The 23825-nt window shown below is 64.7% G+C and carries 21 protein-coding genes and 1 tRNA gene; 18 read left to right on the forward strand and 4 right to left on the reverse strand.

What is annotated here, in order from left to right:
- Window positions 1-8 precede the first annotated feature (8 nt).
- The 7 genes from LGT36_RS00110 to LGT36_RS00140 all read left to right on the forward strand — a co-directional run bounded on the left by LGT36_RS00110 (window position 9) and on the right by LGT36_RS00140 (window position 6260).
- A complete protein-coding gene (locus LGT36_RS00110; RefSeq protein ID WP_226095157.1) occupies window positions 9-308 on the forward strand; it encodes a WXG100 family type VII secretion target in 300 nt (99 codons plus the stop codon).
- An 83-nt stretch (window positions 309-391) separates the two neighbouring features.
- A complete protein-coding gene (locus LGT36_RS00115) occupies window positions 392-742 on the forward strand; it encodes a hypothetical protein (protein ID WP_226095156.1) in 351 nt (116 codons plus the stop codon).
- A complete protein-coding gene (locus tag LGT36_RS00120) occupies window positions 742-2064 on the forward strand; it encodes a hypothetical protein (protein WP_226264628.1) in 1323 nt (440 codons plus the stop codon). Before LGT36_RS00115 ends, LGT36_RS00120 begins: the two co-directional genes overlap by 1 nt.
- Entirely contained in the window at window positions 2061-2720 is a 660-nt protein-coding gene (locus tag LGT36_RS00125; RefSeq protein ID WP_226095708.1) for a hypothetical protein, read from the forward strand. Before LGT36_RS00120 ends, LGT36_RS00125 begins: the two co-directional genes overlap by 4 nt.
- Window positions 2720-3274, forward strand: coding sequence for a hypothetical protein (locus LGT36_RS00130; RefSeq protein ID WP_226095707.1), 555 nt, complete (start codon window positions 2720-2722; stop codon window positions 3272-3274). Before LGT36_RS00125 ends, LGT36_RS00130 begins: the two co-directional genes overlap by 1 nt.
- A gap of 38 nt (window positions 3275-3312) precedes the next feature.
- On the forward strand, window positions 3313-5019 hold the full coding sequence (locus LGT36_RS00135; protein WP_226095706.1) for a DUF3137 domain-containing protein: 1707 nt from the start codon (window positions 3313-3315) through the stop codon (window positions 5017-5019).
- 83 nt (window positions 5020-5102) lie between these two features.
- A complete protein-coding gene (locus LGT36_RS00140; RefSeq protein ID WP_226095705.1) occupies window positions 5103-6260 on the forward strand; it encodes a DUF3137 domain-containing protein in 1158 nt (385 codons plus the stop codon).
- Window positions 6261-6287: 27 nt separating this feature from the next.
- On the opposite strand, the gene LGT36_RS00145 is transcribed toward LGT36_RS00140, so the two are convergent.
- The 3 genes from LGT36_RS00145 to LGT36_RS00155 form a co-directional block, all read right to left on the reverse strand.
- Window positions 6288-7130 carry an ABC transporter permease gene (locus LGT36_RS00145; RefSeq protein ID WP_226095704.1) on the reverse strand — a complete coding sequence of 281 codons (843 nt, stop codon included), beginning with the start codon at window positions 7128-7130 and terminating at the stop codon, window positions 6288-6290.
- Window positions 7127-8008, reverse strand: coding sequence for an ABC transporter ATP-binding protein (locus tag LGT36_RS00150; protein WP_226095703.1), 882 nt, complete (start codon window positions 8006-8008; stop codon window positions 7127-7129). Before LGT36_RS00150 ends, LGT36_RS00145 begins: the two co-directional genes overlap by 4 nt.
- Before the next feature lie 77 nt (window positions 8009-8085).
- Entirely contained in the window at window positions 8086-9297 is a 1212-nt protein-coding gene (locus LGT36_RS00155; protein ID WP_226095702.1) for a pyridoxal phosphate-dependent aminotransferase, read from the reverse strand.
- 193 nt (window positions 9298-9490) lie between these two features.
- On the opposite strand from LGT36_RS00155, the gene LGT36_RS00160 reads away from it, so the two are divergent.
- The 9 genes from LGT36_RS00160 (at window position 9491) to LGT36_RS00200 (ending at window position 21466) form a co-directional block, all read left to right on the forward strand.
- Window positions 9491-9563 (forward strand) — tRNA-Trp (locus tag LGT36_RS00160).
- 46 nt (window positions 9564-9609) lie between these two features.
- Complete coding sequence (secE, locus tag LGT36_RS00165) at window positions 9610-9867, forward strand: preprotein translocase subunit SecE (RefSeq protein ID WP_370634318.1); 258 nt, start codon at window positions 9610-9612, stop codon at window positions 9865-9867.
- A gap of 26 nt (window positions 9868-9893) precedes the next feature.
- The gene (gene nusG / locus LGT36_RS00170; protein WP_226095701.1) at window positions 9894-10715 is read left to right on the forward strand and encodes a transcription termination/antitermination protein NusG; all 822 of its coding nucleotides are present in this window, start codon (window positions 9894-9896) and stop codon (window positions 10713-10715) included.
- A gap of 76 nt (window positions 10716-10791) precedes the next feature.
- The gene (rplK, locus tag LGT36_RS00175; RefSeq protein ID WP_226095700.1) at window positions 10792-11223 is read left to right on the forward strand and encodes a 50S ribosomal protein L11; all 432 of its coding nucleotides are present in this window, start codon (window positions 10792-10794) and stop codon (window positions 11221-11223) included.
- Between the two features lie 66 nt (window positions 11224-11289).
- Window positions 11290-11985, forward strand: coding sequence for a 50S ribosomal protein L1 (gene rplA / locus LGT36_RS00180; RefSeq protein WP_226095699.1), 696 nt, complete (start codon window positions 11290-11292; stop codon window positions 11983-11985).
- A gap of 334 nt (window positions 11986-12319) precedes the next feature.
- Complete coding sequence (gene rplJ, locus LGT36_RS00185) at window positions 12320-12841, forward strand: 50S ribosomal protein L10 (protein WP_226095698.1); 522 nt, start codon at window positions 12320-12322, stop codon at window positions 12839-12841.
- Between the two features lie 54 nt (window positions 12842-12895).
- Window positions 12896-13279 carry a 50S ribosomal protein L7/L12 gene (gene rplL, locus LGT36_RS00190; RefSeq protein ID WP_226095697.1) on the forward strand — a complete coding sequence of 128 codons (384 nt, stop codon included), beginning with the start codon at window positions 12896-12898 and terminating at the stop codon, window positions 13277-13279.
- A gap of 823 nt (window positions 13280-14102) precedes the next feature.
- Window positions 14103-17576 (forward strand): DNA-directed RNA polymerase subunit beta, encoded by a 3474-nt coding sequence (gene rpoB, locus LGT36_RS00195; protein ID WP_226096925.1) that lies wholly within the window; start codon window positions 14103-14105, stop codon window positions 17574-17576.
- 14 nt (window positions 17577-17590) lie between these two features.
- On the forward strand, window positions 17591-21466 hold the full coding sequence (locus LGT36_RS00200) for a DNA-directed RNA polymerase subunit beta' (protein ID WP_305881764.1): 3876 nt from the start codon (window positions 17591-17593) through the stop codon (window positions 21464-21466).
- 108 nt (window positions 21467-21574) lie between these two features.
- Here the strand turns inward: LGT36_RS00200 and LGT36_RS00205 are convergent, their stop codons facing one another.
- Complete coding sequence (locus tag LGT36_RS00205; RefSeq protein ID WP_226096926.1) at window positions 21575-22375, reverse strand: hypothetical protein; 801 nt, start codon at window positions 22373-22375, stop codon at window positions 21575-21577.
- A gap of 578 nt (window positions 22376-22953) precedes the next feature.
- Here LGT36_RS00205 and rpsL point away from each other — a divergent pair.
- Window positions 22954-23328: a 30S ribosomal protein S12 gene (gene rpsL / locus LGT36_RS00210; RefSeq protein ID WP_226096927.1), complete on the forward strand. Its 375-nt coding sequence runs from the start codon at window positions 22954-22956 to the stop codon at window positions 23326-23328.
- Window positions 23328-23798, forward strand: coding sequence for a 30S ribosomal protein S7 (rpsG, locus tag LGT36_RS00215; protein WP_226096928.1), 471 nt, complete (start codon window positions 23328-23330; stop codon window positions 23796-23798). The genes rpsL and rpsG overlap by 1 nt, the downstream gene beginning before the upstream one ends.
- Window positions 23799-23825: the final 27 nt, after the last annotated feature.

Below are 23825 nucleotides of genomic sequence, written 5' to 3' on the forward strand. Positions count from 1 at the left end.
GGCAGATCATGGCAAATCTCAATGTGACGTATGACGACCTTCGCGTGTCGGCGGACCAGCTCACCTCGGGCCAGGGCGACATCGACAACCGCCTGATGGAACTCAAGGCGTACATCGACAACCTGGTGTCAGAGGGCTACGTGACCACCGCGTCGTCCGGTGCTTTCCAGGAGCAGTACACGCAGTTCACCGAGTCGGCCAAGTCGACCATCTCCGCCCTTGAGGGCCTGAGCCAGTTCCTGCGCTCCGCAGCCGACGCGCTGCAGCAGACGGACGAGTCGCTCGCGAGCTCCATCCGCGGTCAGTAAGCATCGGAGGTCACGGCGGGTGCGCCAAGGAGCGCGCCCGCCGAAACCGCCCGGCATGATGCCGGCAAGCCTGGGGGTTTTACGTGGCAAGCAAGATTCGAATCGACTTGGACGCGCTCGCGCAAACGTCCACCGATCTGGCGAGGATCGCCAATGAGTTCGACGACACCGACACGATGGTCGACATGGTGACGTCCGCGATCGGCAATAAGAATGAGACGCACGAACTACGACAGGCTGTCGAGCACTTCGCCGGCACGTGGCGAATTCGGCGCGAGAAGGTTCGTGAGAACGTGCGCTACCTGGCCCAGACTTCGGCCTCCGTCGCGGAGAACCTGGCGGCCGCTGACAATGATCTCGCCACGAGCCTCACGGAGGCCGCCACGTCCACCACGCCGAGCATGTCGCCGAACCTTGGCAGGGGGATGGTCTGATGGCCAGCGCACTCGACGCACAGAATCCCATCGATGGCGAGCCTGACACCGTCGAACGCTACTCCCGCTACTACAGCGGGATCGCAGAGGCGATCAGGGAGACCGCCACCAATCTGGCTACCGTGATCAGTTCAGCCGACACGACGAGCGACGCGGTTGACGCGTTTGTCGAGGTCGCCACCGAAGTACGCGGCCAACTCACGGAGGTCGACGACCGCTATGAGACGGTCGCTGACGAGCTCGCTCGCTATTCCTCCGAGCTTCGCACCTTGCAGGGTGAAGCTGACGCTGCCATGGCAGCCGCTCGTCACGCGCACGGTGACTACGACTCGGCCGCGTGGCGCTTGAGCGAGCTGCGCGATCAGATCGCGATGGCTGATCCTCAGGACCCCGCGATCGCAGGCTTGCGGTTCGCACTGAGTCGGGCCGAGGACCAGGTCCAGTACATCGAGCAGGTAGTCGCGCAGAAGAATGAAGAACTGCGCGATCTGATCGAGCGATGGCGCAATACGGCGGACGGCGCTGCGCAGCGCATCCGCGACTCGGTCGACGGTTCTCCGCTGAACGACAGCGGATGGGACCGCTTCGTCGATGGTTTCGAGAAGTTTGTCACCGAGCTGTTGCCGCTCTTGGAGACCATCCTTGATGTGCTCGCAGTCCTCCTCACGGTCCTCGCCGTTCTCGCGGTGCTCACTGGGGTAGGGGCAGCCTTCGCGCCGGTCCTGTTCGCAGCAGCAAGGCTCGCGCAGCTCGCGTCAAAGATCATCAAGGTCGTGCGCGTCGTACTCACGGTCGTGCTGGTCTGCTCTGGCAGAGTCAGCCCGATGGCGCTGGTCGACATCGCGATCGACATGGCTGTCGACAAGATCGGCGGGAAGCTCGCCGACTCGATCGCTGGCCCGGTGCTCAACAAGGTTCCTACTGGAGACTTCGACACCTTTGCCGCCAAGTTTGCGACCGACATGGCCGACAACGTGAATGGACCGAATTGGGGCGCTGGCTTGGTGAACGCGGCCAACAAGACCGACGGCTTGAGCTCCGGACTCGACATGGCGCTCGATGTCTTCCCGGGATTCGGACAGGCACTCGGCGTCGACGCGGCACTGAGTCTGACGTCGTGGTACCCCACGAGCCATGCCCTCAACGGCTTGAGCATGTCGGGTTGGAGCATCGCCACGGGGTCGTGGTCGATTGTCGAAGGGTTCGGTGGACCCGATGCGCCGCCAACCGCAGTCTCGGACTTCACCCCCAACGACGTGGTCGCTCCGGCTTTCCGCGAGGATCCGTTGCCCACCGCCGCTGATCTGGTCTCTGCATCGTGACGACAACGCTCAACATCACTGTTCCCTCCGGGTGGACCAGACTTGACCTCGACGGGAACAGGGACAAAGCGATCGAGGAGGCCGTCGAGAAGGCCTTCGCGTCTGCAGACCGTGACTCGAGCGCCATCGCAAAACACTGGATGCGCTCGCGACTGCATGCGGCCGCCACCGCCCCCGCAGAGGCGCAGGCAGACGTGATCTCTCTGATGTACCCGTCCGCGCCCGTCGCAGGGGTGGTGCTACCGATGTCGGCGCAAGTCATGCGGTTGCATGACGGCGTACTCACGGGCGACCCCGCCCGCGTCCTCGCGGGCATCGCTGCAGGGGACACCAGTGCGACACCTATGACGTTGCAAACCGGACTCATCTTGCGGACGCACTCCGTGCGAGACGTCGCGGAGCAGTGGTCCGCCGAGATCGAGGATGCACCGCTGGACGCTGACGCGCGTGAGGGCATGGAGGCGGCTGCCGAGCGGCTCCCTGCGCTTCGCGTGCAGTACATGATCCCTGGTCACGAGGGGTCCGCGTGGCACATCGCGGCGTTCTCGGCGATGCTGGGCGACACAAGCGCGGAAGGGCAAGGGGGGCTTGCAGAGCTCTATCTTGAGTTGTGCGACGCTTTCATCCTGTCCGCGGTCGTACGAGAGGACGCCTGATGAGGAACGCAGTGACCTTCGCGCTCGACGAGAACGTGTGGATCCCCTTGCCTCGTCGCGGCACACTGACGCCTCAGGCTCAAGGTCAGTGGGTGGAGTACGCGACGGCGATCGCCGCACGCAATTCCGGCGCGCAAGGGGACGCGGTCGACACGCTGCGCGACCACCTCAAGACTCTTGTTGAGGGCGCTACTGATGGTGAGCAGTTCGTCTTTGCCCCTGTGGGTGAGCCCTACCCGACTGTGGTCGACCTCATGACGTCGTCAGATGGTGCGAAATGGCGCCGCGCCACAGAAGAGCGTCTGCTCGACGACGCCTCCGGAACCGCGACCGTGGAGTGCCACGACGTCGAGCACTCTCGTCTTGGCAACGCGCGCATGGTGATGCGTGTCAACCGGGACTCCGATCCGTTGACCGCGACCGTCGCATTTTGGGGTGAGGCGGATGGTCGGGGATTCGGTCTGGAGGCGACCACCGACCAGTTGCTGGTGGCCGGTCAGATCGCCGCGGCAGGTAAGGCACTGTTCGAGACTTTCGCGCCCCGCGGCGCGTAGCGGCGGCCGGGCCTGGCTCCTCTGAGACCGTGAACTCCATGGGCACCACGAGTGAGTCGCAGGCTGCTCGACGACGGGGCGGTCGCCGAGCCTTAGCGGAGTTGTGTGGAGGACTCGGGGGCCTCGTCGCCGCGCTCGTCATCGCCGCGGCCCCCGTCATCGGTGCGATCGGGAGCCTTTCGGTTCCGCTGCGACTCGCCGTTGCTCTCGCCGTTCTTGCTGTCGGCGTCGCTGGCTGGGGCGCCGCGTCGGCGGTGGTGCGTTGGGCCAAGCGACCTCTCGTTGGCCCATTTGCGGAACAAATTGTGGAGCATGCAAGCGCAGGCCGTGGTTCTGCCCTGGAGTCCAGTTCCGAATGGGCGAGGGGCTGGAGTGGTGGGGTGTTGATGCTGAGCAACTCCGTCCAGGTGGGCCCAGCATTGGTACGCAAGCACTTCTTCGAGGACGTCGTCGGAGTCCTTCGCGTCGTGATGCCGGGGGCCAACGGCGAGGCCGAGATCGTCAGCCCCGTGGCGATGGGCTCTCTTCCCAAGCAGGCCGGATGCTTTGACCTCTTCGGTCCAGCGGTTCCCGACGACGTGATGGAGGCGTCGCTGGGCGTCACCGTCGACCCTGACCAGTGGGGCCTTCCCCGGGGGTGGCGCGTTCGTGCTGAACGGGCTGCCGCATCCGCCGAGGTCCTGACCCCCGCGTTGGCCCGGGCGCTCGCCACGCTTGATGAGCCGTCCGCAGTCGTGAGGATTGACCGAGAACGCTATGCGGCATGGTGCATGTCGGGTTCGCATGAAGCATCCCTTGAAGACTGGGTGATGCACGGCGCGCGTTTGGGCGAGGCGCTATCGCACGGTGAGGCTCGCGAACTGCAGATGGCCTCTCTGCGGCTCGGGGAAGCACGACCGCTGAGCCCCGACGACGGTACCGATGCCTCGACTGGGCATCTTCGTGCGACGAGCATCGCCCGTCGGCGCTGGAAGTTCGTCGTGGCATTCGCTGGATTCATCGCGGCGGAGTCTCTCGTGGTGCTGGGAGTCTCGTCCTGGATGTCGAGCGGGAGCGACGGGAGCGTGACCAGCGCAGTGGCAGTGCCTGGGGTGCTCGCAGTCGGTGCGGCAGGGGTGACTCTGTGGGCGCGTCGGCGCGTGTCGGCGCTGGCGCGTCGCCACAGCGCGGTGGCAGAGCAGGTTGCGCAGGTGGCGTTGCGTCGGGGACTCGACTTCCGCGCGCGTCCAGCATCCGGCGCTGGGTACTGGAGCCGCACGCTGTTTAGTCGAGTCCGCGACCTCACCGCAGCGCCGGTGGCCGAGGGCGTTCTTGGTGACGTAAGGGGCGGAGCCATCTACCTCGAGGGTGACTATGGCACGCCAGTGCTTGCAATGAAAGCCTTCTCATCCAGAGTGGTGTGGGCGGAACTCCCGCGCGCGCTTGAACCCGTCGACTTCGTCCCTGAGCGCATGTCCGATGCTCTGGCCAAGCTCCTGGGTGGCCGAGATGTGGACGTGGAGTCGTATGGCTTCAACAGACGGTGGAGGGTCAAGGCGACTGACGAGCGTGAGGCCCACGGCATTCTTCAGCCCCGCATGATCGACTTCCTGAACTCAGTCGAGGGCCGCAGCGTCGCATTTCACGTCGATGGCGAGCGCGTTCTGATCTGGGACGACGGTGCTGACGAAGACGTCGACCTCGACGCGCGGCTGACGCTCCTGCAGGGCTTTATCGATCGACTTCCAGGGCACCTACGCTCATGACACGTAGAGGTCGGCGGGTCGCCGGGACTGGGAGGCGAGAGAGGCGCGGCGACATCACGCCATTTGGGCGGGAAGACTTCCACATGGCGTCGCTGTTGCTGGCCGCGATCGCCACCATCGCTGCGCCGGTGCTGGGAGCCCTCGCCCTCTACCGGGTGGGCGAGGCTTGGCTAGGCGACGAGAGCCTCTCAGGCGCCCTCCCCGTTGCGGGAGCCGCGCTAGCCGCGAACGCCGCGTTGGTCGTCCTCGTGTGGGCCGCGGGTTGGCAGGACCGCTGGAGGCTCCGGACGCGTGCAGCCTCCGGCATAGGCAAGGGCGCTCGCGCGCGTCGCCGTGAGGCCGCTCGCAGAGAGAAGTTCAGGGCCGAACGGCCCGACTATCTCAGCATTCCGAGTCGAGTCCGGCGCCGCTGGATGTGGACCTATCTGCTATGCCTGATCTATGCGGGAGTACCTGCTGTCAGCGTGCCGGTCGCCATCGTGGGGCTGGACATGTTCAGCGGATCTGAGCCGTTCCTGGCTGCGATCAGGGGCGAGCGTTTTACGGACGGCGACCACCTCGTTTTGACGGGCCTCTTGGCGATCGCCGCGCTGTTCTGGCTGTCGCTCTCACGGCTCGCCTACCTGAAGTTCAACCGGATTGATCGCCGGCACCATCGAGTCGCCGACCAGGTGCGTGCGCTCGCGACAGCGCGGGGTTGGGTTTACGACAACGAAGACACTGAAGACGCCAAGCTCGACGAGACCTGGACCGCAGCCCCATTCAGTCGTGTGATCGGACTGACCGCGATGCCCCGCGCTCATCCCACGCCGCAAGCGCGCGGGGCCGGTGCCGCGTGGCTTGAAGGCGACTTTGGGCACGACCTGTTGCCGTATCGGTCATTCACCTCGCGCGTGGTGTGGGCGGACCTGCCGCGCGCGCTTCAGGCGGTGGATTTCGTTCCCGAGCGCATCTCAGATGCGGTGTTCACGCTCCTGGGTGGCCGGGACGTGGACGTGGAGTCGTATGACTTCAACCGCCGGTGGAGGGTGAAGGCGACAGACGAGCGTGAGGCCCACGGCATTCTTCAGCCGCGCATGATCGACTTCTTGAACTCCGTGGAGGACCCTGCGGTCGCCTTTCACGTCGACGGCGAGCGAGTGCTGATCTGGGACGACAGCAAGGACGAAGACGTGGACCTCGACGCCAGAGTCTCGCTCCTCGAGGCGTTCATCGACAGGCTGCCTGGCCACCTACGCTAGCGGTCGACCTGCCGAGTGACGCCGCGGCTAGGAGTCCTCGGGTCGCATCCACCTGAACGTGCGAACCGACACCACCAGCCCGATGACAAACCATGCGGCCAGCACCACCGCCGTCATGGGGTGCTCCCACGAGCCGGCAACCTCCTGCTCGGCGAAGTAGTCAGGGAGGAATACCGAGCGCATTCCTTGAGCCAGCCACTTGAGCGGAAAGAGCGCGGCGAACTGTTGGAGCCCGCTCGACAACTGGGTGTAGACAAAGAAGACACCCGACGTGAACTGCAGCACTAGCACGACGGGCGTGAGGATGGCCGACGCGGCCTTGGCGTTGCGGAGAAGTGACGACGTCGCGATCCCGAGAACGACCGATGCGGCGGTGCCGAGCAGGAAGACCCAGGCGAACGTCAGCCACGGCCCGCTCTCGGCGGGCAAGGTCACGTCATACAGCGCTACGCCGAGCCCCACAAGGATGGCGATCTGCACAAGAGACACCAGCACCACTTGAGCGAGTTTGCCAGCGAAGTAGGCGGTCGCTGGGAGCGGTGTCGAGTAGATGCGTTTGAGGACGTCAGCGTCGCGATCGATCGAAATGGTGATCGCAAGCGACTGGAAGCCGGTATTCAGGATCCCGGTGGCGATCATGCCCGCCAAGAAGTACTGCGAGAACGTGACCGCGGGCTGCCCGGGGGGTGGGTCTCCGACGGTCTGCTCCCCGAAGATGGAGCCGAACAGCACGAGCAGCATCATGGGGAACAAGAAGATGAAGATCATCTGCTCGCGCGACCGAAGGAACTCCTTGAGCTCGACGCGCATGCGGTCTACTGCCATCGACATCCACGACGGATGCGCCGCCTCGTTGGCCGCCGTGCTCATGCCGCTGCCTCCTGGTCACGTAGTGCGGATTCGTCTGCGGTCGCTTCTCCGATGAGGCTGAGGTACACGTCCTCGAGCGACGGATGGGTGACCGTGAGGCCGGGGATCTCGCCGCCGAACTTCTCGGCGAGCCGCTGGACCACCGCGGTCGGTGCGGCTGTCTCCTCTCGCTTGCGCGCTCCGCCCTCCTCCCACGCCACCACCGCAGCCGACGCGCGGGCCCTCAGTTTGGCGGGGGTGTCGAGGGCGATCAGGCGTCCGTTGTTGATGATCCCAATGCGGTCGGCGAGGTACTCGGCCTCGTCAAGATAGTGCGTAGTGAGGAGGACAGTGGTGCCGTCGCTTGCAAGCCCTTGGATGAGCCCCCAGAAGCTGCGCCGCGCCTCAGGATCGAAGCCAGTGGTCGGCTCGTCGAGGAAGACGAGGCGTGGGTTGCCGATCACCGCCAGGCCTACGTCGAGGCGCCGCCGCTGACCCCCGGAGAGAGTCTGTGGCTTGGCTTCCGCCTTGTCGGTCAGGCCGATGGCGGCGAGAGTCTCGTCGACGTCGCGTGGGTTCGGGTAGAGGCGAGAGGCGTGGGTGAGTGCCTCGCGAGCGGTCAGGAAGGAGCGGTCAGAGGTCGACTGGAGCATGAGGCCGATGCTGGATCGCCATTCACGTCCGGCGTGCTGAGGGTCAATGCCAAGCACGCTCACGTCGCCGGAAGTGCGACGCCTGAATCCCTCGAGGATCTCGATGGTGGTCGACTTGCCCGCGCCATTGGGTCCGAGCAGCGCGAACACCTCGCCCTCAGGAATGTCGAGGTCAAGGCCGTCTACGGCGCGCTTGGGACCGTAGTGCTTATGAAGGCCGCGAATCGTGATGGCCGGAGAGGTCATGGGGCGAGCGTAATGGCCCCCGCAGGGGCGCGCGCATCGTCCATGAGACCGATTCGGCCCCCTGACGTCTCTTGGGGCTACTTCGCCTCGGCCAGGAGCGACTGCATCCTTGTGACGCCCTCAACCAGGTCGTCGTCTCCCAGCGCATAGCTGAGGCGCAAGTAGCCACTGGGGCCAAAAGCCTCACCCGGTACCACCGCAACTTCCGCCTCTTCGAGGATGACGGCGGCGAGGTCGGCGCTCGAGGTGATCCGCCGCCCGCGCACCGTCAGCCCAATCAACCCTGACACCGAGGGGTAGGCGTAGAAGGCGCCGGTGGGCGTCGGCACCGTGAGGCCCTCAATCTCACTGAGCATCGACACCATGGTGGTGCGCCTGCGATCGAAGGCCTTGCGCATCAAATGGACGTCCTCGAGCCCGCCCTCAAGAGCGGCGATGGCGGCGCGTTGAGAAACGTTCGCGACGTTGCTGGTGAGGTGCGACTGGAAGTTCGCCGCCGCCTTGGTGACGTCTGCGGGGGAGATCATCCACCCGACCCTCCAACCGGTCATGGCGTACGTCTTGGCCACACCGTTCACCACGATGGTCTGCTCAGCCAGTTCCGGAACGGCTCGCACGATGGGACTGAACTCAGCGTCGTCGTAGGTGAGGTGTTCGTAGATTTCGTCGGTGATGACCCAAATGCCGTGCTCCAGCGCCCACTCACCGATCGCCTTGGTCTGCTCGGGCGAGTACACGGCGCCAGTGGGGTTGGACGGCGAACAGAACAGCAGCGCCTTGGTCCTCTCGGTGCGCGCCTGCTCAAGTTGCTCGACCGAGACCAGGTAGCCCTGGTCCGCTCCCGCGAAGACCTCGACGGGGGTACCACCCGCGAGCGAAATCGCTTCGGGGTAGGTAGTCCAGTACGGAGCGGGCAGCAGCACCTCGTCGCCAGGATCAAGAATGGCCGCGAAGGACTGGAACACTGCCTGCTTGCCACCGTTGGTAACGATGACGTTGGCAGGGTCAACCTCGTAGCCGCTGTCGCGCAAGGTCTTGGTGGCGATCGCCTGCTTGAGTTCTGGCAACCCTGTTGCCGGCGTGTAGCGGTGGTTCTTGGGCTCCCGCGCGGCGTCAATGGCCGCGTTGACGATGAACCCTGGCGTCGGGAAGTCAGGTTCTCCCGCGCCGAAGCCGATGACGGGACGGCCGGCGGCCTTGAGGGCCTTAGCCTTGGCATCAACCGCCAACGTGGCAGAGGGCGCAATGGCGCCGAGGCGGGCAGAGACGCGGCGTTCTGGTGCAAGCATGCCAGTCATTGTTCCACTTCGCGCGCGGGAGGTTTTGCGGCCGTTCGCGTTCGGGCGGCAAACCGCGTAACATGGCACTTCGGCGATTGACAGAAGCCATGATGACTCGCGCCCAAAATGTGAGTTGTCGGAGGTTCTCCTCGGGGAGCCAAGGTTGCTGTCGAACACCACCAGGGGTTCTCAACCACCCCGAAGGGCAGTGGCGCAATTGGTAGCGCATCGGTCTCCAAAACCGACGGTTGGGGGTTCGAGTCCCTCCTGCCCTGCGTAGAGCGGGTCTTCCCGCACCGCACAAGCGAAGGAATTATCAAGGTGAGCGAATCTGCAGTGACGGATTCCGGAGAGCGGGACCCACGCCACGAAGAGCGTGAGGGCCTGAACCTCTTCGGTCGCATCGCGCTGTTCGTGCGCCAGGTGATTTCCGAGCTTCGTCGCGTCGTGACCCCCACGCGCGAGGAACTCATCAACTACATCTGGGTCGTGCTTGGATTCGTCGCCGTCATGATGGCGCTGACATTCGCGCTCGACTTCGGCTTCAATTCGCTGACCGAATGGGTCTTCGGCGACTAGCCGAGTAGCCAGACGAAAGGAAAGACGTGAGCACAGATCCCCACGACGCCGTCGACAACATCGACGACGCCGAGGTTGCGCCTGAGCAGGTTGCGCCAGTGGACGACGCTGCAATTGACGACGCTCCAGTGGACGCGGTGGTCGAGGGCGACGACGACACCGTGCCTTCCGACCCAGGAGCGCCGCTTGAGGAGGACGCGCTCACCGTGGCCGACGAGGCGCCCGGCGCCGTCGCCGACGACGAGGTCGACCCCAAGGTCGCTTTCCGCTCCTCGCTGCTCATGCAAGACGGCGACTGGTACGTCGTCCACAGCTACAGCGGCCACGAGAAGCGCGTCAAGCAAGCGATCGAGCACCGCGTCGTGAGCCTCAACATGGAGGACTACATCTTCCAGGTCGAGGTCCCGATGGAAGACGTCGTCGAGTACAAGAACGGCCAGAAGAAGCAGGTCACCCGCGTGCGGATGCCCGGCTACGTGCTGGTGCGGATGGACCTGACCGACGCGTCGTGGGGCGCAGTGCGCAACACGCCCGGCGTGACGGGTTTCGTGGGCCACGCTCACCAGCCAGTGCCGCTTACCCCTGACGAGGTGTACGCGATGATGGCGCCGCCAGCGCCAGCGTCGTCCGCTTCCGACGAAGGTGGCGACGCATCGTCCAGGCCGCAGGTCGAGCTTGACTTCCAGGTGGGAGAGGCGATCACCGTCATCGACGGCCCATTCGCCACGCTGCCCGGCACCATTTCCGAGATCAGTGTGGAGAGCCAGAAGCTCCACGTCCTCGTATCAATCTTCGGCCGCGAAACTCCGGTCGAACTCTCGTTCTCGCAAGTCCAGAAGATCGTCTAGGCGATACCGACAGGCAAGAACGAACCACCAGGCGGCGTGAGCCGCCACCACTCACACAGAAGGACCCGAAAGACCAATGGCACCCCCGAAGAAGAAGGTTGCCGGCCTGATCAAGCTCCAAATTCAGGCTGGTGCCGCGAACCCGGCTCCGCCCGTCGGCCCTGCACTGGGTCAGCACGGCGTGAACATCATGGAGTTCTGCAAGGCCTACAACGCCGCGACCGAGTCGCAGCGAGGCAACATCGTCCCCGTGGAAATCACGGTGTACGAAGACCGCAGCTTCACGTTCATCACCAAGACCCCGCCCGCGTCACAGCTCATCAAGAAGGCTGCCGGCGTCGCCAAGGGTTCAGGTGTCCCGCACACCGACAAGGTCGGCTCGCTGACCATGGCTCAGGTGCGCGAGATCGCCGAGACCAAGATGGACGACCTCAACGCGAATGACATCGACGCCGCTGCCAAGATCATTGCAGGCACCGCGCGCTCGATGGGCATCACCGTTAAGTAGTCGATACACCCCAGTGGGAGGGCCAGCGCTGGCCCGTCACCACGCCTTCACCGAAAGAAGAAGCACATGAAGCGCTCCAAGGCCTACCGCGACAACGCACAGCTTGTCGACAAGAGCCAGCTCTACACGCCGCTCGAGGCGATCCGTCTCGCGCAGAAGACCTCGTCCAAGAAGACAGACTCGACCATCGACGTCGTCTTCAAGCTCGGCGTCGACCCCCGTCACGCGGACCAGATGGTCCGTTCCACCGTCATCCTGCCTCACGGCACCGGCAAGACCGCCAGGGTCCTGGTCTTCGCCAACGGTGACAAGGCAGACGCCGCCCGCGAGGCTGGCGCCGACATCGTCGGTGGCGACGAACTCATCGAAGAGGTCCAGAACGGACGCACGGACTTCGACGCCGTCGTGGCCACGCCAGACCTCATGGGCAAGGTCGGCCGTCTTGGCCGCGTGCTGGGTCCCCGTGGCCTCATGCCGAACCCCAAGACCGGCACCGTGACGATGGACGTGGCCAAGGCTGTGTCCGACATCAAGGGCGGAAAGATCGAGTTCCGTGTCGACAAGCACGCCAACCTGCACACCGTGCTGGGCAAGGCGTCGTTTGGCGACCAGAAGCTGCTCGAGAACTACCAGGCTCTCATCGATGAGGTGCTGCGTTCGAAGCCCTCCGCCTCGAAGGGTAAGTACATCCTGAAGGCGGCCGTGTCGGCCACCACCGGCCCCGGCATCCCGCTGGACGCCACCGCTAAGGCAGAGGCTTAAGTCTGAAGGCGAAGGCCCGGTTCCCCGATGTGGGGGACCGGGCCTTCGTCGTTCCCTGTGTGGTCTGTGAGGCCCGTTTGCGCGGCGGTCGCGGCATCGCGTATGCTTGCCAGGCCCAAGACCGCCGGTCGTCGGGCCCGGGAAACCGGGAACGGCCGAAGTTCCGCTACAACGGAGACCAGCGCAGGAGAAGTTGACGGCGCCTCGCGCGCAGACTTTGGGCGGCCCATGTGGTCGCCCTTTGTGTGTGCGGACGATGCGCCCCAGCCCCGCCTGCGCGGGGCTTTTTCGTTGTGTGGGGCCGGCCCGGTGGTCAGACAAAGGAAGGACAACTATGGCGACGCCAGACAAGGTGGCGACGGTCAAGGCGCTCGCGGATCAGTTCCGCAGCGCAAATGCCGTCTACGTCACCGAGTACCGCGGATTGTCCGTTGCCCAGCTCGCAAAGCTGCGCACGGGCCTGAACGGTACCGCGACCTATGCGGTCGTGAAGAACACGCTTGCGGCGCTCGCGGCCAAGGATGCCGACGTAGAGGGACTTGACTCCCTCTTCGTGGGTCCCACGGCCATCGCATTCGTCACCGGTGATCCGGTGGAGGCTGCGAAGGGTCTTCGTGATTTCACCAAGGAGAGCGACAAGCTCGTCCTGAAGGGTGGCGTTCTGGAGGGCAAGCTGCTCTCCGCTGAGGACATCACCAAGATCGCGAGCCTCGAGTCTCGCGAGGTACTGCTCGCCAAGGCAGCAGGCGCTTTCAAGGCGTCGCTGTTCGGTGCGGCATACCTCTTCCAAGCACCACTGTCTCAGGCGGTGCGAACCGTCGACGCCCTGCGCGAGAAGCAGGAATCCGCAGCCTAAGGCTGCACCCCACATCACACTGCTTCCCGCAGGTAAAGAGAAAAGGACATCATCATGGCGAAGCTCACCACCGAGCAGCTCATTGAGGCATTCAAGGAGCTCACGCTCGTCGAGCTCTCCGAGTTCGTGAAGGCATTCGAGGAGACCTTCGAGGTCACCGCAGCCGCCCCCGTCGCTGCTGCCGCTGCCGCTCCGGCTGCTGCTGCCGCAGAAGAGGTCGAAGAGAAGGACTCCTTCGACGTCATTCTGGCCGCTGTTGGCGACAAGAAGATCCAGGTCATCAAGGAGGTGCGTGCCCTCACGTCCCTCGGTCTTGGCGAAGCCAAGGCTCTCGTTGACGAGGCCCCCAAGACGATCCTCGAGGGTGCCAAGAAGGACGACGCCGAGAAGGCCAAGGCTCAGCTTGAGGCTGCCGGCGCCACGGTCGAGCTCAAGTAGTTCGACTCCCGCAACTCGCGCAAAGGCCGGGTCACCTTCGGGTGGCTCGGCCTTTGCCGTCCCTCGCGACGTGATGGGCGGCATCCCCCGGGCACGCCCACCGGAGTCGGCCAGGCTTCCGCGTCCGCCCCGCGTGGATCCTGCTCCGCCCGCGTGCGCATGTCGGGCCGCCTGTCGCGCCCCCCCAGACAGTGCGAACCGTTTCCACCTCGACATGCCGGCCAACTGCGCCCAGCACGCGTGTGCATCGGCGCGCCGCCCGCCGGGCTGGTTCGCAGTGTCTGAATGTCCGACTCGATCCAACGCAGCACCGAACGTGCGCGGTCGAGGCCGACGGATCGCGCGCCTGCTCGACTCGCGCCCGCCCCGCCCCTCATGCCGAACAGTTCTGACCGTCGGGCGTCCGACACTCCGGGCAGATGCGCCCCAGACCCGCGCGGCGGGCGCCGCAACGGTCAGAAGTGTTCGGAAGGGGTGGAGACTTGGGCGCACGCGGCAAGTGGTGGAGGCAATGGCCGACGCTGGCGGGGGAGCCAACGGCCGACGCCGGGCCTGGTACCACCGGCCGACGCTGGGGCAGGGAGCGCGGGTTGTCCACAGGCGCGCCGACCGGGTATCGACACCGCTTCGCACCATGCCTTATAGTCCGCACTTGACGAATGCGACAACCGTGACTAACGTTGGAGGTTGCGCTGTCTATTGCCCTGCCCTCATATGCCTACCTGGCGAGCGTCCACTGCCTCAGTGATGATGCCCCAGGATCCGGTGGAGCCGAGGCTCAGGCAACGCGGAACCGAACCATCGTCATGGGAAGGACGACCCCTTGGCTGCCTCGCGCACCGATTCCGCTTTCGCCAACCAAACCGCTTCACGCCGCGTTTCATTCGCTCAGGTCTCTGAGCCAGTTGAGGTCCCTAACCTCATCGGGCTGCAGACCGAGTCGTTTGACTGGCTGCTGGGCAACAAGGCTTGGCAAACCCGTATTGAAGCCGCACGGAAGGCAGGTCGCAATGACGTGCCTGAGGTTGCGGGACTTCAGGAGATCTTCGAAGAGATCTCCCCGATCGAGGACTTCGGGCAGACCATGTCCCTGTCCTTCTCGGACCCCTACTTCGAGGAACCCCGCCACACTCCTGAGGAGTGCAAGGAGAAGGACTTCACGTATGCAGCCCAGCTGTTCGTGACGGCGGAGTTCATGAACAACACCACGGGTGAGATCAAGTCTCAGACCGTCTTCATGGGCGACTTCCCGCTCATGAGCCCGCGCGGCACGTTCATCATCAACGGCACCGAGCGCGTTGTCGTTTCTCAGTTGGTGCGCTCGCCAGGCGTGTACTTCGAGTCGACGGCAGACAAGACGTCCGACAAGGACATCTACACCGCGAAGATGATCCCCTCGCGCGGCGCCTGGCTCGAGTTTGAGATCGACAAGCGCGACGCCGTCGGCGTCCGCGTCGACCGCAAGCGCAAGCAGTCAGTCACCCTGTTCCTCAAGGCCCTCGGCCTGTCGGATGAAGACATCGCCAAGGAGTTCGCCGACTACCCGTCAGTGCTCGAGACCCTCGAGAAGGACACCGTCCACTCGCAGGACGAGGCGCTCGTCGACCTCTACCGCAAGCTCCGTCCGGGCGAGCCGCCCACGGTCGAGGCCGGTCAGAACCTGCTCGACAACTTCTACTTCAACCCCAAGCGCTACGACCTCGCCAAGGTTGGCCGCTTCAAGCTGAACAAGAAGTTGGGCGTCGACAAGCCTCTCGGCGACTCGGTGCTCGGTGTCGACGACATCGTTGCGACCGTCAAGTACATCGCGGCCGCTCACGCTGGCCACACGACGCTCAAGGGCGCCAACGGCGAGGTCATCGTCGAGACCGATGACATCGACCACTTTGGCAACCGTCGCATCCGCGCCGTCGGCGAACTGATCCAGAACCAGATCCGCACGGGCCTGTCCCGCATGGAGCGCGTGGTGCGCGAGCGCATGACGACTCAGGACGTCGAGGCCATCACGCCGCAGACCCTGATCAACACGCGTCCCGTCGTCGCCGCCATCCGCGAGTTCTTCGGAACCTCGCAGCTGTCGCAGTTCATGGACCAGAACAACCCGCTCGCGGGACTGACCCACAAGCGTCGTCTGTCGGCACTTGGCCCTGGTGGTCTCTCCCGTGACCGCGCAGGCATGGAAGTGCGTGACGTTCACCCGTCGCACTACGGCCGCATGTGCCCCATCGAGACCCCTGAAGGCCCGAACATCGGCCTGATCGGCTCTCTCGCGTCCTTCGGTCGTATCAACCCGCTCGGCTTTGTCGAGACGCCGTACCGTAAGGTCGTCAAGGGCAAGATCACCGACCAGGTCGACTACCTCACGGCCGACGACGAGGACCGCTACGTCATCGCCCAGGCCAACGCGCAGGTGGACGACAACCGCGGCTTCCTCGAGGAGCGCGTGCTCGTGCGCGCCAAGGGTGGAGAGGTCGACTTCGTCGCCCCCGAAGCCGTTGACTACATCGACGTGTCGCCTCGCCAGATGGTGTCCGTCGCTACTGCGCTCATCCCGTTCCTCGAGCACGACGACGCCAACCGCGCCCTCATGGGTGCGAACATGCAGCGTCAGGCTGTGCCGCTCGTCCGCTCTGAGGCGCCGCTCGTCGGTACCGGTATGGAGCGCCGCGCGGCGGTCGACGCCGGTGACGTGGTCGTTGCCACCAAGGCAGGCGTCGTCACCGAGGTCTCTTCCGACCTGGTGACCGTCGCCAACGACGACGGCACGACGGGTTCCTATCGGATCGCGAAGTTCCAGCGCTCCAACCAGGGCACCAGCTACAACCAGCGCGTGATCGTCGACGAGGGAGACCGCGTCGAGACTGGCGCAGTCATCGCCGACGGTCCTGCCACGGACAACGGCGACCTCGCCTTGGGCAAGAACGTCCTCGTGGCGTTCATGTGCTGGGAAGGTCACAACTTCGAGGACGCGATCATCTTGTCGCAGCGCCTCGTTCAGGATGACACCTTGTCCTCGATTCACATCGAGGAGCACGAGGTCGACGCCCGCGACACCAAGTTGGGCCCTGAAGAGATCACGCGCGACATCCCGAACGCTTCAGAGGAGGTCCTTGCTGACCTCGACGAGCGCGGCATCGTCCGTATCGGTGCCGAGGTACGTGCCGGTGACATCCTCGTCGGCAAGGTCACGCCAAAGGGCGAGACCGAGCTGACCCCAGAGGAGCGCCTGCTGCGCGCCATCTTCGGTGAGAAGGCTCGTGAGGTGCGCGACACGTCGCTCAAGGTTCCTCACGGCGAGCAGGGCACCGTCATCGGCGTCCGCGTCTTCACGGAAGAGGACGGCGACGACCTTCCCGCTGGTGTGAACCAGTTGGTGCGCGTCTACATCGCTCAGCGCCGCAAGATCCAGGAAGGCGACAAGCTCGCTGGCCGCCACGGCAACAAGGGCGTCATCTCGACGATCCTGCCGCAGGAGGACATGCCGTTCCTTGAGGACGGCACGCCAGTGGACGTCATCCTGAACCCGCTTGGTGTTCCCGGCCGCATGAACGTCGGCCAGGTTCTCGAGACCCACCTTGGGTGGGTTGCTCACGAGGGCTGGGACGCCTCCGGCGTCAAGGAGGACTGGGTCAAGGCTGTTCCTGAAGGTTCCATCAAGGCCGAGCCAGGCACGCCAGTGGCGACGCCGGTGTTCGACGGCATCTCGGAGCAGACCATCACCGGCCTGCGCACCGTGACGACCCCGAACCGCGATGGCGACCGCTTGCTGGACAACACCGGCAAGGCGCGACTGTACGACGGTCGCTCTGGTGAGCCGTTCCCTGAGCCGATCTCGGTGGGCTACAAGTACATCCTGAAGCTCCACCACTTGGTGGACGACAAGATTCACGCCCGCTCCACCGGCCCGTACTCGATGATCACCCAGCAGCCGCTCGGCGGTAAGGCGCAGTTCGGTGGCCAGCGCTTCGGTGAGATGGAAGTGTGGGCCCTCGAGGCGTATGGCGCTGCCTACGCCCTGCAGGAGCTCCTGACCATCAAGTCCGACGACATCATCGGTCGTGTGAAGGTCTACGAGGCCATCGTCAAGGGCCAGAACATTCCGGAGCCAGGTCTCCCGGAGTCGTTCAGGGTGCTCATGAAGGAGATGCAGTCGCTGTGCCTGAACGTCGAGGTACTCAACGCAGAAGGCCAGCTGGTCGAGATGCGTGAGTCGGAAGACGACGCTTACCAGGCTGCCGAGTCGCTCGGCATCTCTCTGTCCAGCCGTCCCGACGCTTCCAGCGTCGACGAGATTTAAGGAGAGTCGCTCTAGTGCTCGATGTGAATGAATTCAGCGACCTGCGTATCGGTTTGGCCACTGCGGAAGAGATCCGCGGCTGGTCACACGGAGAAGTGAAGAAGCCAGAGACGATCAACTACCGCACGCTCAAGCCAGAGAAGGACGGCCTGTTCTGCGAGAAGATCTTTGGCCCCACCCGCGACTGGGAGTGCAGCTGCGGCAAGTACAAGCGTGTCCGCTACCGCGGCATCGTCTGTGAGCGTTGCGGTGTCGAGGTGACCCGTTCGAAGGTGCGCCGCGAGCGCATGGGCCACATCGAGCTCGCCGCTCCCGTGACGCACATCTGGTACTTCAAGGGTGTGCCGTCGAGGCTTGGCTACCTGCTCGACCTGGCGCCGAAGGACCTGGAGAAGGTCATCTACTTCGCGGCCTACATGGTCACCGAGGTGGACGTTGATGGTCGTCACGAGGACCTCCCGCAGTTGCGCAATGAGCTTGAGCAGGAGAAGAAGCACCTGGTCAACCAGCGCGACGTGCAGATCAACGAGCGCGCAGAGAAGCTCGAGAAGGACATTGCCGAGCTCGAGGCCGAGGGTGCAAAGGCTGACGCCAAGCGCAAGGTCAAGGACGGCGCCGAGCGCGAGATGGCAAACATCCGCAAGCGCTTTGACGCCGAGATCGAGCGTCTCGACGCGGTGTTCGACCGCTTCGTCGGCCTCAAGGTCCAAGACCTCGAGGGCGATGAACTCCTGTACCGCGAGCTCAGCCGCCGCTACGGCAACTACTTCAAGGGCTCGATGGGCGCTCAGGCGATCCAGCAGCGTTTGAGGGACTTCGACCTGGCTGCAGAGGCCGATAGCCTGCGCGACACGATCGCCAACGGCAAGGGCCAGCGCAAGACCCGTGCCCTCAAGCGCCTCAAGGTGGTCAATGCGTTCCTGACGACCACGAACAGCCCTGTCGGCATGGTCCTGGACGCCGTCCCGGTCATCCCGCCGGACCTGCGTCCGATGGTGCAGTTGGACGGTGGCCGCTTCGCGACCTCCGACCTCAACGACCTGTACCGCCGCGTCATCAACCGCAACAACCGCCTCAAGCGACTGCTCGACCTCGGTGCTCCTGACATCATCGTGAACAACGAGAAGCGCATGCTTCAAGAGGCTGTTGACGCGCTGTTCGACAACGGCCGTCGTGGACGTCCCGTCACTGGACCAGGAAACCGTCCCCTCAAGTCCATCTCGGACATGCTCAAGGGCAAGCAGGGTCGTTTCCGTCAGAACCTGCTCGGCAAGCGCGTCGACTACTCCGGCCGTTCGGTCATCGTGGTCGGCCCGCAGCTCAAGCTGCACCAGTGTGGTCTGCCCAAGCAGATGGCGCTCGAACTGTTCAAGCCGTTCGTCATGAAGCGACTGGTGGAGCTCAACCACGCGCAGAACATCAAGTCTGCCAAGCGCATGGTCGAGCGCAGCCGCCCGGAGGTGTGGGACGTCCTCGAAGAGGTCATCCGCGAGCACCCTGTGCTGCTGAACCGCGCGCCGACGCTTCACCGCCTTGGTATCCAGGCCTTCGAGCCGCAGCTGGTTGAGGGTAAGGCCATTCACCTGCACCCGCTCGTCTGTGCGGCGTTCAACGCCGACTTCGACGGCGACCAGATGGCTGTCCACTTGCCGCTCAGTTCTGAGGCGCAGGCCGAGGCCCGCATCCTCATGCTGTCGAGCAACAACATCCTGAAGCCGTCAGACGGCCGCCCAGTGACCATGCCTACTCAGGACATGATCATTGGTCTGTATCACCTGACGCTGCTCAAGGAAGGCTCGAAGGGCGAGGGTCTCTCGTTCGGTTCCGAGGCAGAGGCGTTCATGGCGTTCGATGCCGGCGTGATCACGCTCGGTACCGAGATCTCCTTGCGCGTCGATGGCGACACCATTCCGCCTGCCGACTGGGTCGCCCCAGAAGGCTGGACGGAGGGCCAGGCCATGACGCTCAAGACCACCCTCGGTCGCGCGCTCTTCAACGGCCTCCTGCCCGTCTCGTACCCCTACGTCAACCGCAACGTTGACAAGAAGGTGCTTGGCGACATCGTCAACACGCTCGCCGAGCGTTACGAGAAGGTGGAGGTCGCGGCGTCGCTCGACGCCCTGAAGTCCGCCGGATTCCACTGGGCCACGCGCTCAGGCGTCACGATCGCGATCAGCGACGTGGCGACGCCAGCGAACAAGCAGGAGATCCTCGACCGTTACGAGACGCTCGCAGCGAAGGTGCAAGACCAGTACGAAACCGGTTTGATCACCAACCCTGAGCGTCGTCAAGAGCTCATCGAGATCTGGACGCGTGCGACCAACGAGGTCGACGTCGAGATGCGCAAGTCCTTCCCGCAGTACAACACGGTGCAGACCATGGTCGGCTCCGGGGCTCGCGGTAACTGGATGCAGGTGCGTCAGATCGCCGGTATGCGTGGCCTGGTGTCGAACCCGAAGGGCGAGATCATCCCTCGACCCATCAAGTCGAACTACCGCGAGGGCTTGTCCGTTCTCGAGTACTTCATCGCCACTCACGGTGCCCGCAAGGGTCTGGCCGACACCGCGCTGCGTACTGCCGACTCTGGTTACTTGACCAGGCGTCTGGTGGACGTGTCGCAAGACGTCATCGTCCGTGAAGACGACTGCGGTACCGAGCGCGGTCTGACCATGCCGATCCTCGAGCGCGATGCTGCTGGCAACGTCCAGTGGCACGAGCGTGTGGCGACCTCCGTGTTCGCACGCACGATCGCGGCCGACGTGGTGGACGCCGACGGTACGGTGCTCGCCAAGGCGGGTGTCGACGCTGGTGACGTTCTCATCGACGCGCTCATTGCGAGCGGCGTGGAAGAGGTCAAGGTCCGGTCGGTCCTGACGTGTGAGTCCGCGGTGGGCACGTGTGCACGCTGCTATGGACGTTCGCTCGCGACCCGTGAGCTCGTCGACATCGGCGAGGCCGTCGGAATTATCGCGGCCCAGTCGATCGGTGAGCCTGGCACGCAGTTGACGATGCGTACCTTCCACACGGGTGGTGTTGCCTCTGCCGAGGACATCACTCAGGGTCTGCCCCGCGTCCAAGAGCTGTTCGAGGCCCGCACCCCCAAGGGTGAGGCCCCGATCGCCGAGGTTGCCGGCCGTCTCAAGGTGGACGACTCGGAAGCCATGCGCCGCCTGGTCATCACTCCCGACAACGGTGACGACGAGATCGCGTACCCCGTCACCAAGCGTTCGCGTCTGCTCGTTCAGGATGGCGATCACGTCGAGGTCGGTCAGCAGCTCGTGTTCGGAGCCGTTGACCCCAAGAACGTGCTGCGCATCCTCGGACCGCGTGCCACCCAGAAGCACTTGGTGGACGAGGTTCAGCAGGTGTACCGCTCGCAGGGTGTGGAAATCCACGACAAGCACATCGAGGTCATCGTGCGGCAGATGCTGCGCCGCGTGACCGTGCTTGAGGCTGGTGACACGAACCTGCTTCCTGGAGAGTTGGCGGAGCGCGCGCGCTTCGAACGCCTCAACAGGGAAACGGTGACGAAGGGCGGCAAGCCTGCATCAGCTCGTCCGGAGCTCATGGGTATCACCAAGGCGTCGCTTGCGACCGAGTCGTGGCTGTCGGCTGCCTCGTTCCAGGAGACCACCCGGGTGCTCACCGAAGCTGCACTGTCCGGAAAGTCGGACCCGCTGCTGGGCCTCAAGGAGAACGTGATCCTCGGAAAGCTGATCCCCGCCGGCACCGGCCTGCACCGCTACCGCGGCGCCACGGTCGAGCCGACGGAAGACGCGAAGGCAAACCTCTTCCCGACGTTTGGGTACGAGGAGTGGGACGGTCAGTTCTTCTCGGAGGGCACCGGCGAGGCCGTGCGCCTCGAGGAGTTCAACTTCCCGCGCGACTGATCACCCTCACGTAGGAAGGCCCCGGCTGCTCATTGCGAGCGGCCGGGGCCTTTTGCGCGTCCGGGGGTAGAACCGGCATGGTCACCAGCGTCGCGCGGCGGCCGCGGCTCAGCCGCAATCGCCCTCGTGGACTCGCTGGGCGTAAGCGTCGGTCGCTTCGGTCACCACGTACTCGCTATCGGACGGCAGCCCGTCGGTGAGTCGACCTTTGTCCGCGCCCAGAAACTGGACTGCATAGGAGTTGGTCAGGCCCTCATCCGGCACGTCCCACACTTCGAGGTCGCCGCACCTCAGCAGTATCGCGTGATGCGCCAATTCGTGCTTGACCGTGTCAATCAGGTCCGGCTCATACAGGTAGGCGGGCATCCAGGGGGAGTCCGCATTGAGGTAGATGACGTAGGGCTCAAGCGCGCAGAAAAACGCCAAGGGGACCGTAGGTGCCTCCAGGTCGCTGGGAGCGCATGCGGTGGTGGAGTCCTCGGCGCTGTCCCACCGCATCGTCACTCCAAAAGCTGCGGCGATAGCCCGCGATGACTCGACATACGAGCCGCCTGCATCACGGCTGGTGATGTACGTAGCCGCGAACCGCTCGGCGTCGTCAAGGGACATCGCAGCGGACTCGCCTCCTGGCTGCTCCATCGGCAAGTAGACGAACGTCGTCGCCCTGTGTTCGCGAAGGGCCCGTTCCTCCACGGAGACCGTGTACTGCCACGCGAGAAAGCCCGCCGCCACGAGAATGAAGGCGACGAGTCCCATGTCGACACGGCGGTTCCGCCGGGGCGGAAGCTCATTGAGGTACGGCTGGGCGGGACCCCGCCACACCTCCGCAGCCCATGGGGGCTGTTGCGCCACCGGGCCGCCGCGCACGGCGTCTTCCGCCTCTGGGTACCACTCTGGCTGTTGCGGCACGGTGACCCCCTCGGCACGTGAGTCTAGTGGTCGACTCCGCGTCGGCGTCGTCCCGGTGTGGGCGAAATGTGACCAGTTGGACACGCGATCTCCTCGCCGACCGGGCGCCTACGCCGATAAGTAGTCCATCACAGCGAATCAACGCGAAGGGAGGCCGGCAATGGTGACGTTTCTCGCATGGTGGACGTGTGCAGCGATCATCGCTGGCTCCGGAATCACCGCATGGTTTCTGCGCCACGGCGCCCGTCTCCACTGATTTCGCGCCGATTCGCGCAGTTCCGCGTCCCTCATGACGGGGCCGCGGCCGCTGCGGCAAGTGGCGCCTGAGCGGGGCCTCGTGCACGGCCGGTTCCTCCTGTACCATGGAGTGCTGGGGACGCACGCTCGCCCCGCCCAAGGGATGCCCAACATCCGCTTTGACGGCAGGCGTGACGCCAGGTATCGTTGATGCTCGTGCCCGCGTCGTCGGGCCCTCACGCGCGCCCTTACTGGGCGCCACCAACAAGGTGCGACACGCCCGGGCGCGGGGGTCGGGCCGACGACATGACAAGCGTTCAGTTTCAACAGACGGAGAAGCAGTGCCTACGATTCAGCAGTTGGTGCGCAAGGGGCGTTCGCCCAAGGCGTCCAAGTCCAAGACGCCCGCCCTCAAGGGCAGCCCTCAGCGCCGCGGTGTGTGCACACGTGTGTACACCACCACGCCTAAGAAGCCGAACTCGGCTCTGCGCAAGGTGGCACGTGTGCGCCTGTCCTCGGGTATCGAGGTCACCGCGTACATCCCAGGTGAGGGTCACAACCTGCAGGAGCACTCGATTGTGCTCGTGCGTGGCGGACGTGTGAAGGACCTCCCCGGTGTGCGCTACAAGATCGTCCGTGGCTCGCTCGACACCCAGGGTGTGAAGAACCGCAAGCAGGCTCGCAGCCGGTACGGCGCGAAGATGGAGAAGAAGTAATGCCTCGCAAAGGACCAGCCCCCAAGCGGCCCGTCATCATCGACCCGGTCTTCGGCGCACCCGTCGTGACCATGCTCATCAACAAGGTGCTGCTCGATGGCAAGAAGTCGACCGCCGAGGCGATCGTCTACGGCGCGCTCGAAGGCGTCAAGGAGAAGAGCGGCCAGGACCCCGTCGTCGTGCTGAAGCGCGCGCTCGATAACGTCCGTCCCGCCCTTGAGGTGCGCAGCCGCCGCGTCGGTGGCGCGACCTACCAGGTCCCCGTCGACGTGCGCCCCGTGCGTGCCACCACCCTCGCACTGCGCTGGTTGGTCGACTTTGCGCGCAAGCGTCGTGAGAACACGATGACCGAGCGCCTGATGAACGAGATCCTCGATGCCTCCAACGGCCTCGGTGCTGCAGTGAAGCGCCGCGAGGACATGCACAAGATGGCCGAGTCGAACAAGGCGTTCGCGCACTACCGCTGGTAGTCCGTAAACCTCGTTCGACGACAGAAC

Source organism: Demequina sp. TMPB413, from assembly GCF_020447105.2.
Classification (GTDB): domain Bacteria; phylum Actinomycetota; class Actinomycetes; order Actinomycetales; family Demequinaceae; genus Demequina.

Bases quoted from the DNA above. Each gene is read 5' to 3' on its own strand.
- rpsG (WP_226096928.1), top strand. From the start codon at position 23,328: ATGCCTCGCAAAGGACCAGCCCCCAAGCGGCCCGTCATCATCGACCCG.
- LGT36_RS00130 (WP_226095707.1), top strand. From the start codon at position 2,720: ATGAGGAACGCAGTGACCTTCGCGCTCGACGAGAACGTGTGGATCCCC.
- rplA (WP_226095699.1), top strand. From the start codon at position 11,290: ATGAAGCGCTCCAAGGCCTACCGCGACAACGCACAGCTTGTCGACAAG.
- LGT36_RS00150 (WP_226095703.1), bottom strand. From the start codon at position 8,008: ATGACCTCTCCGGCCATCACGATTCGCGGCCTTCATAAGCACTACGGT.
- rplL (WP_226095697.1), top strand. From the start codon at position 12,896: ATGGCGAAGCTCACCACCGAGCAGCTCATTGAGGCATTCAAGGAGCTC.
- LGT36_RS00110 (WP_226095157.1), top strand. From the start codon at position 9: ATGGCAAATCTCAATGTGACGTATGACGACCTTCGCGTGTCGGCGGAC.
- LGT36_RS00155 (WP_226095702.1), bottom strand. From the start codon at position 9,297: ATGCTTGCACCAGAACGCCGCGTCTCTGCCCGCCTCGGCGCCATTGCG.
- LGT36_RS00120 (WP_226264628.1), top strand. From the start codon at position 742: ATGGCCAGCGCACTCGACGCACAGAATCCCATCGATGGCGAGCCTGAC.
- LGT36_RS00140 (WP_226095705.1), top strand. From the start codon at position 5,103: ATGGCGTCGCTGTTGCTGGCCGCGATCGCCACCATCGCTGCGCCGGTG.
- LGT36_RS00135 (WP_226095706.1), top strand. From the start codon at position 3,313: ATGGGCACCACGAGTGAGTCGCAGGCTGCTCGACGACGGGGCGGTCGC.
- rplK (WP_226095700.1), top strand. From the start codon at position 10,792: ATGGCACCCCCGAAGAAGAAGGTTGCCGGCCTGATCAAGCTCCAAATT.
- rplJ (WP_226095698.1), top strand. From the start codon at position 12,320: ATGGCGACGCCAGACAAGGTGGCGACGGTCAAGGCGCTCGCGGATCAG.
- LGT36_RS00145 (WP_226095704.1), bottom strand. From the start codon at position 7,130: ATGAGCACGGCGGCCAACGAGGCGGCGCATCCGTCGTGGATGTCGATG.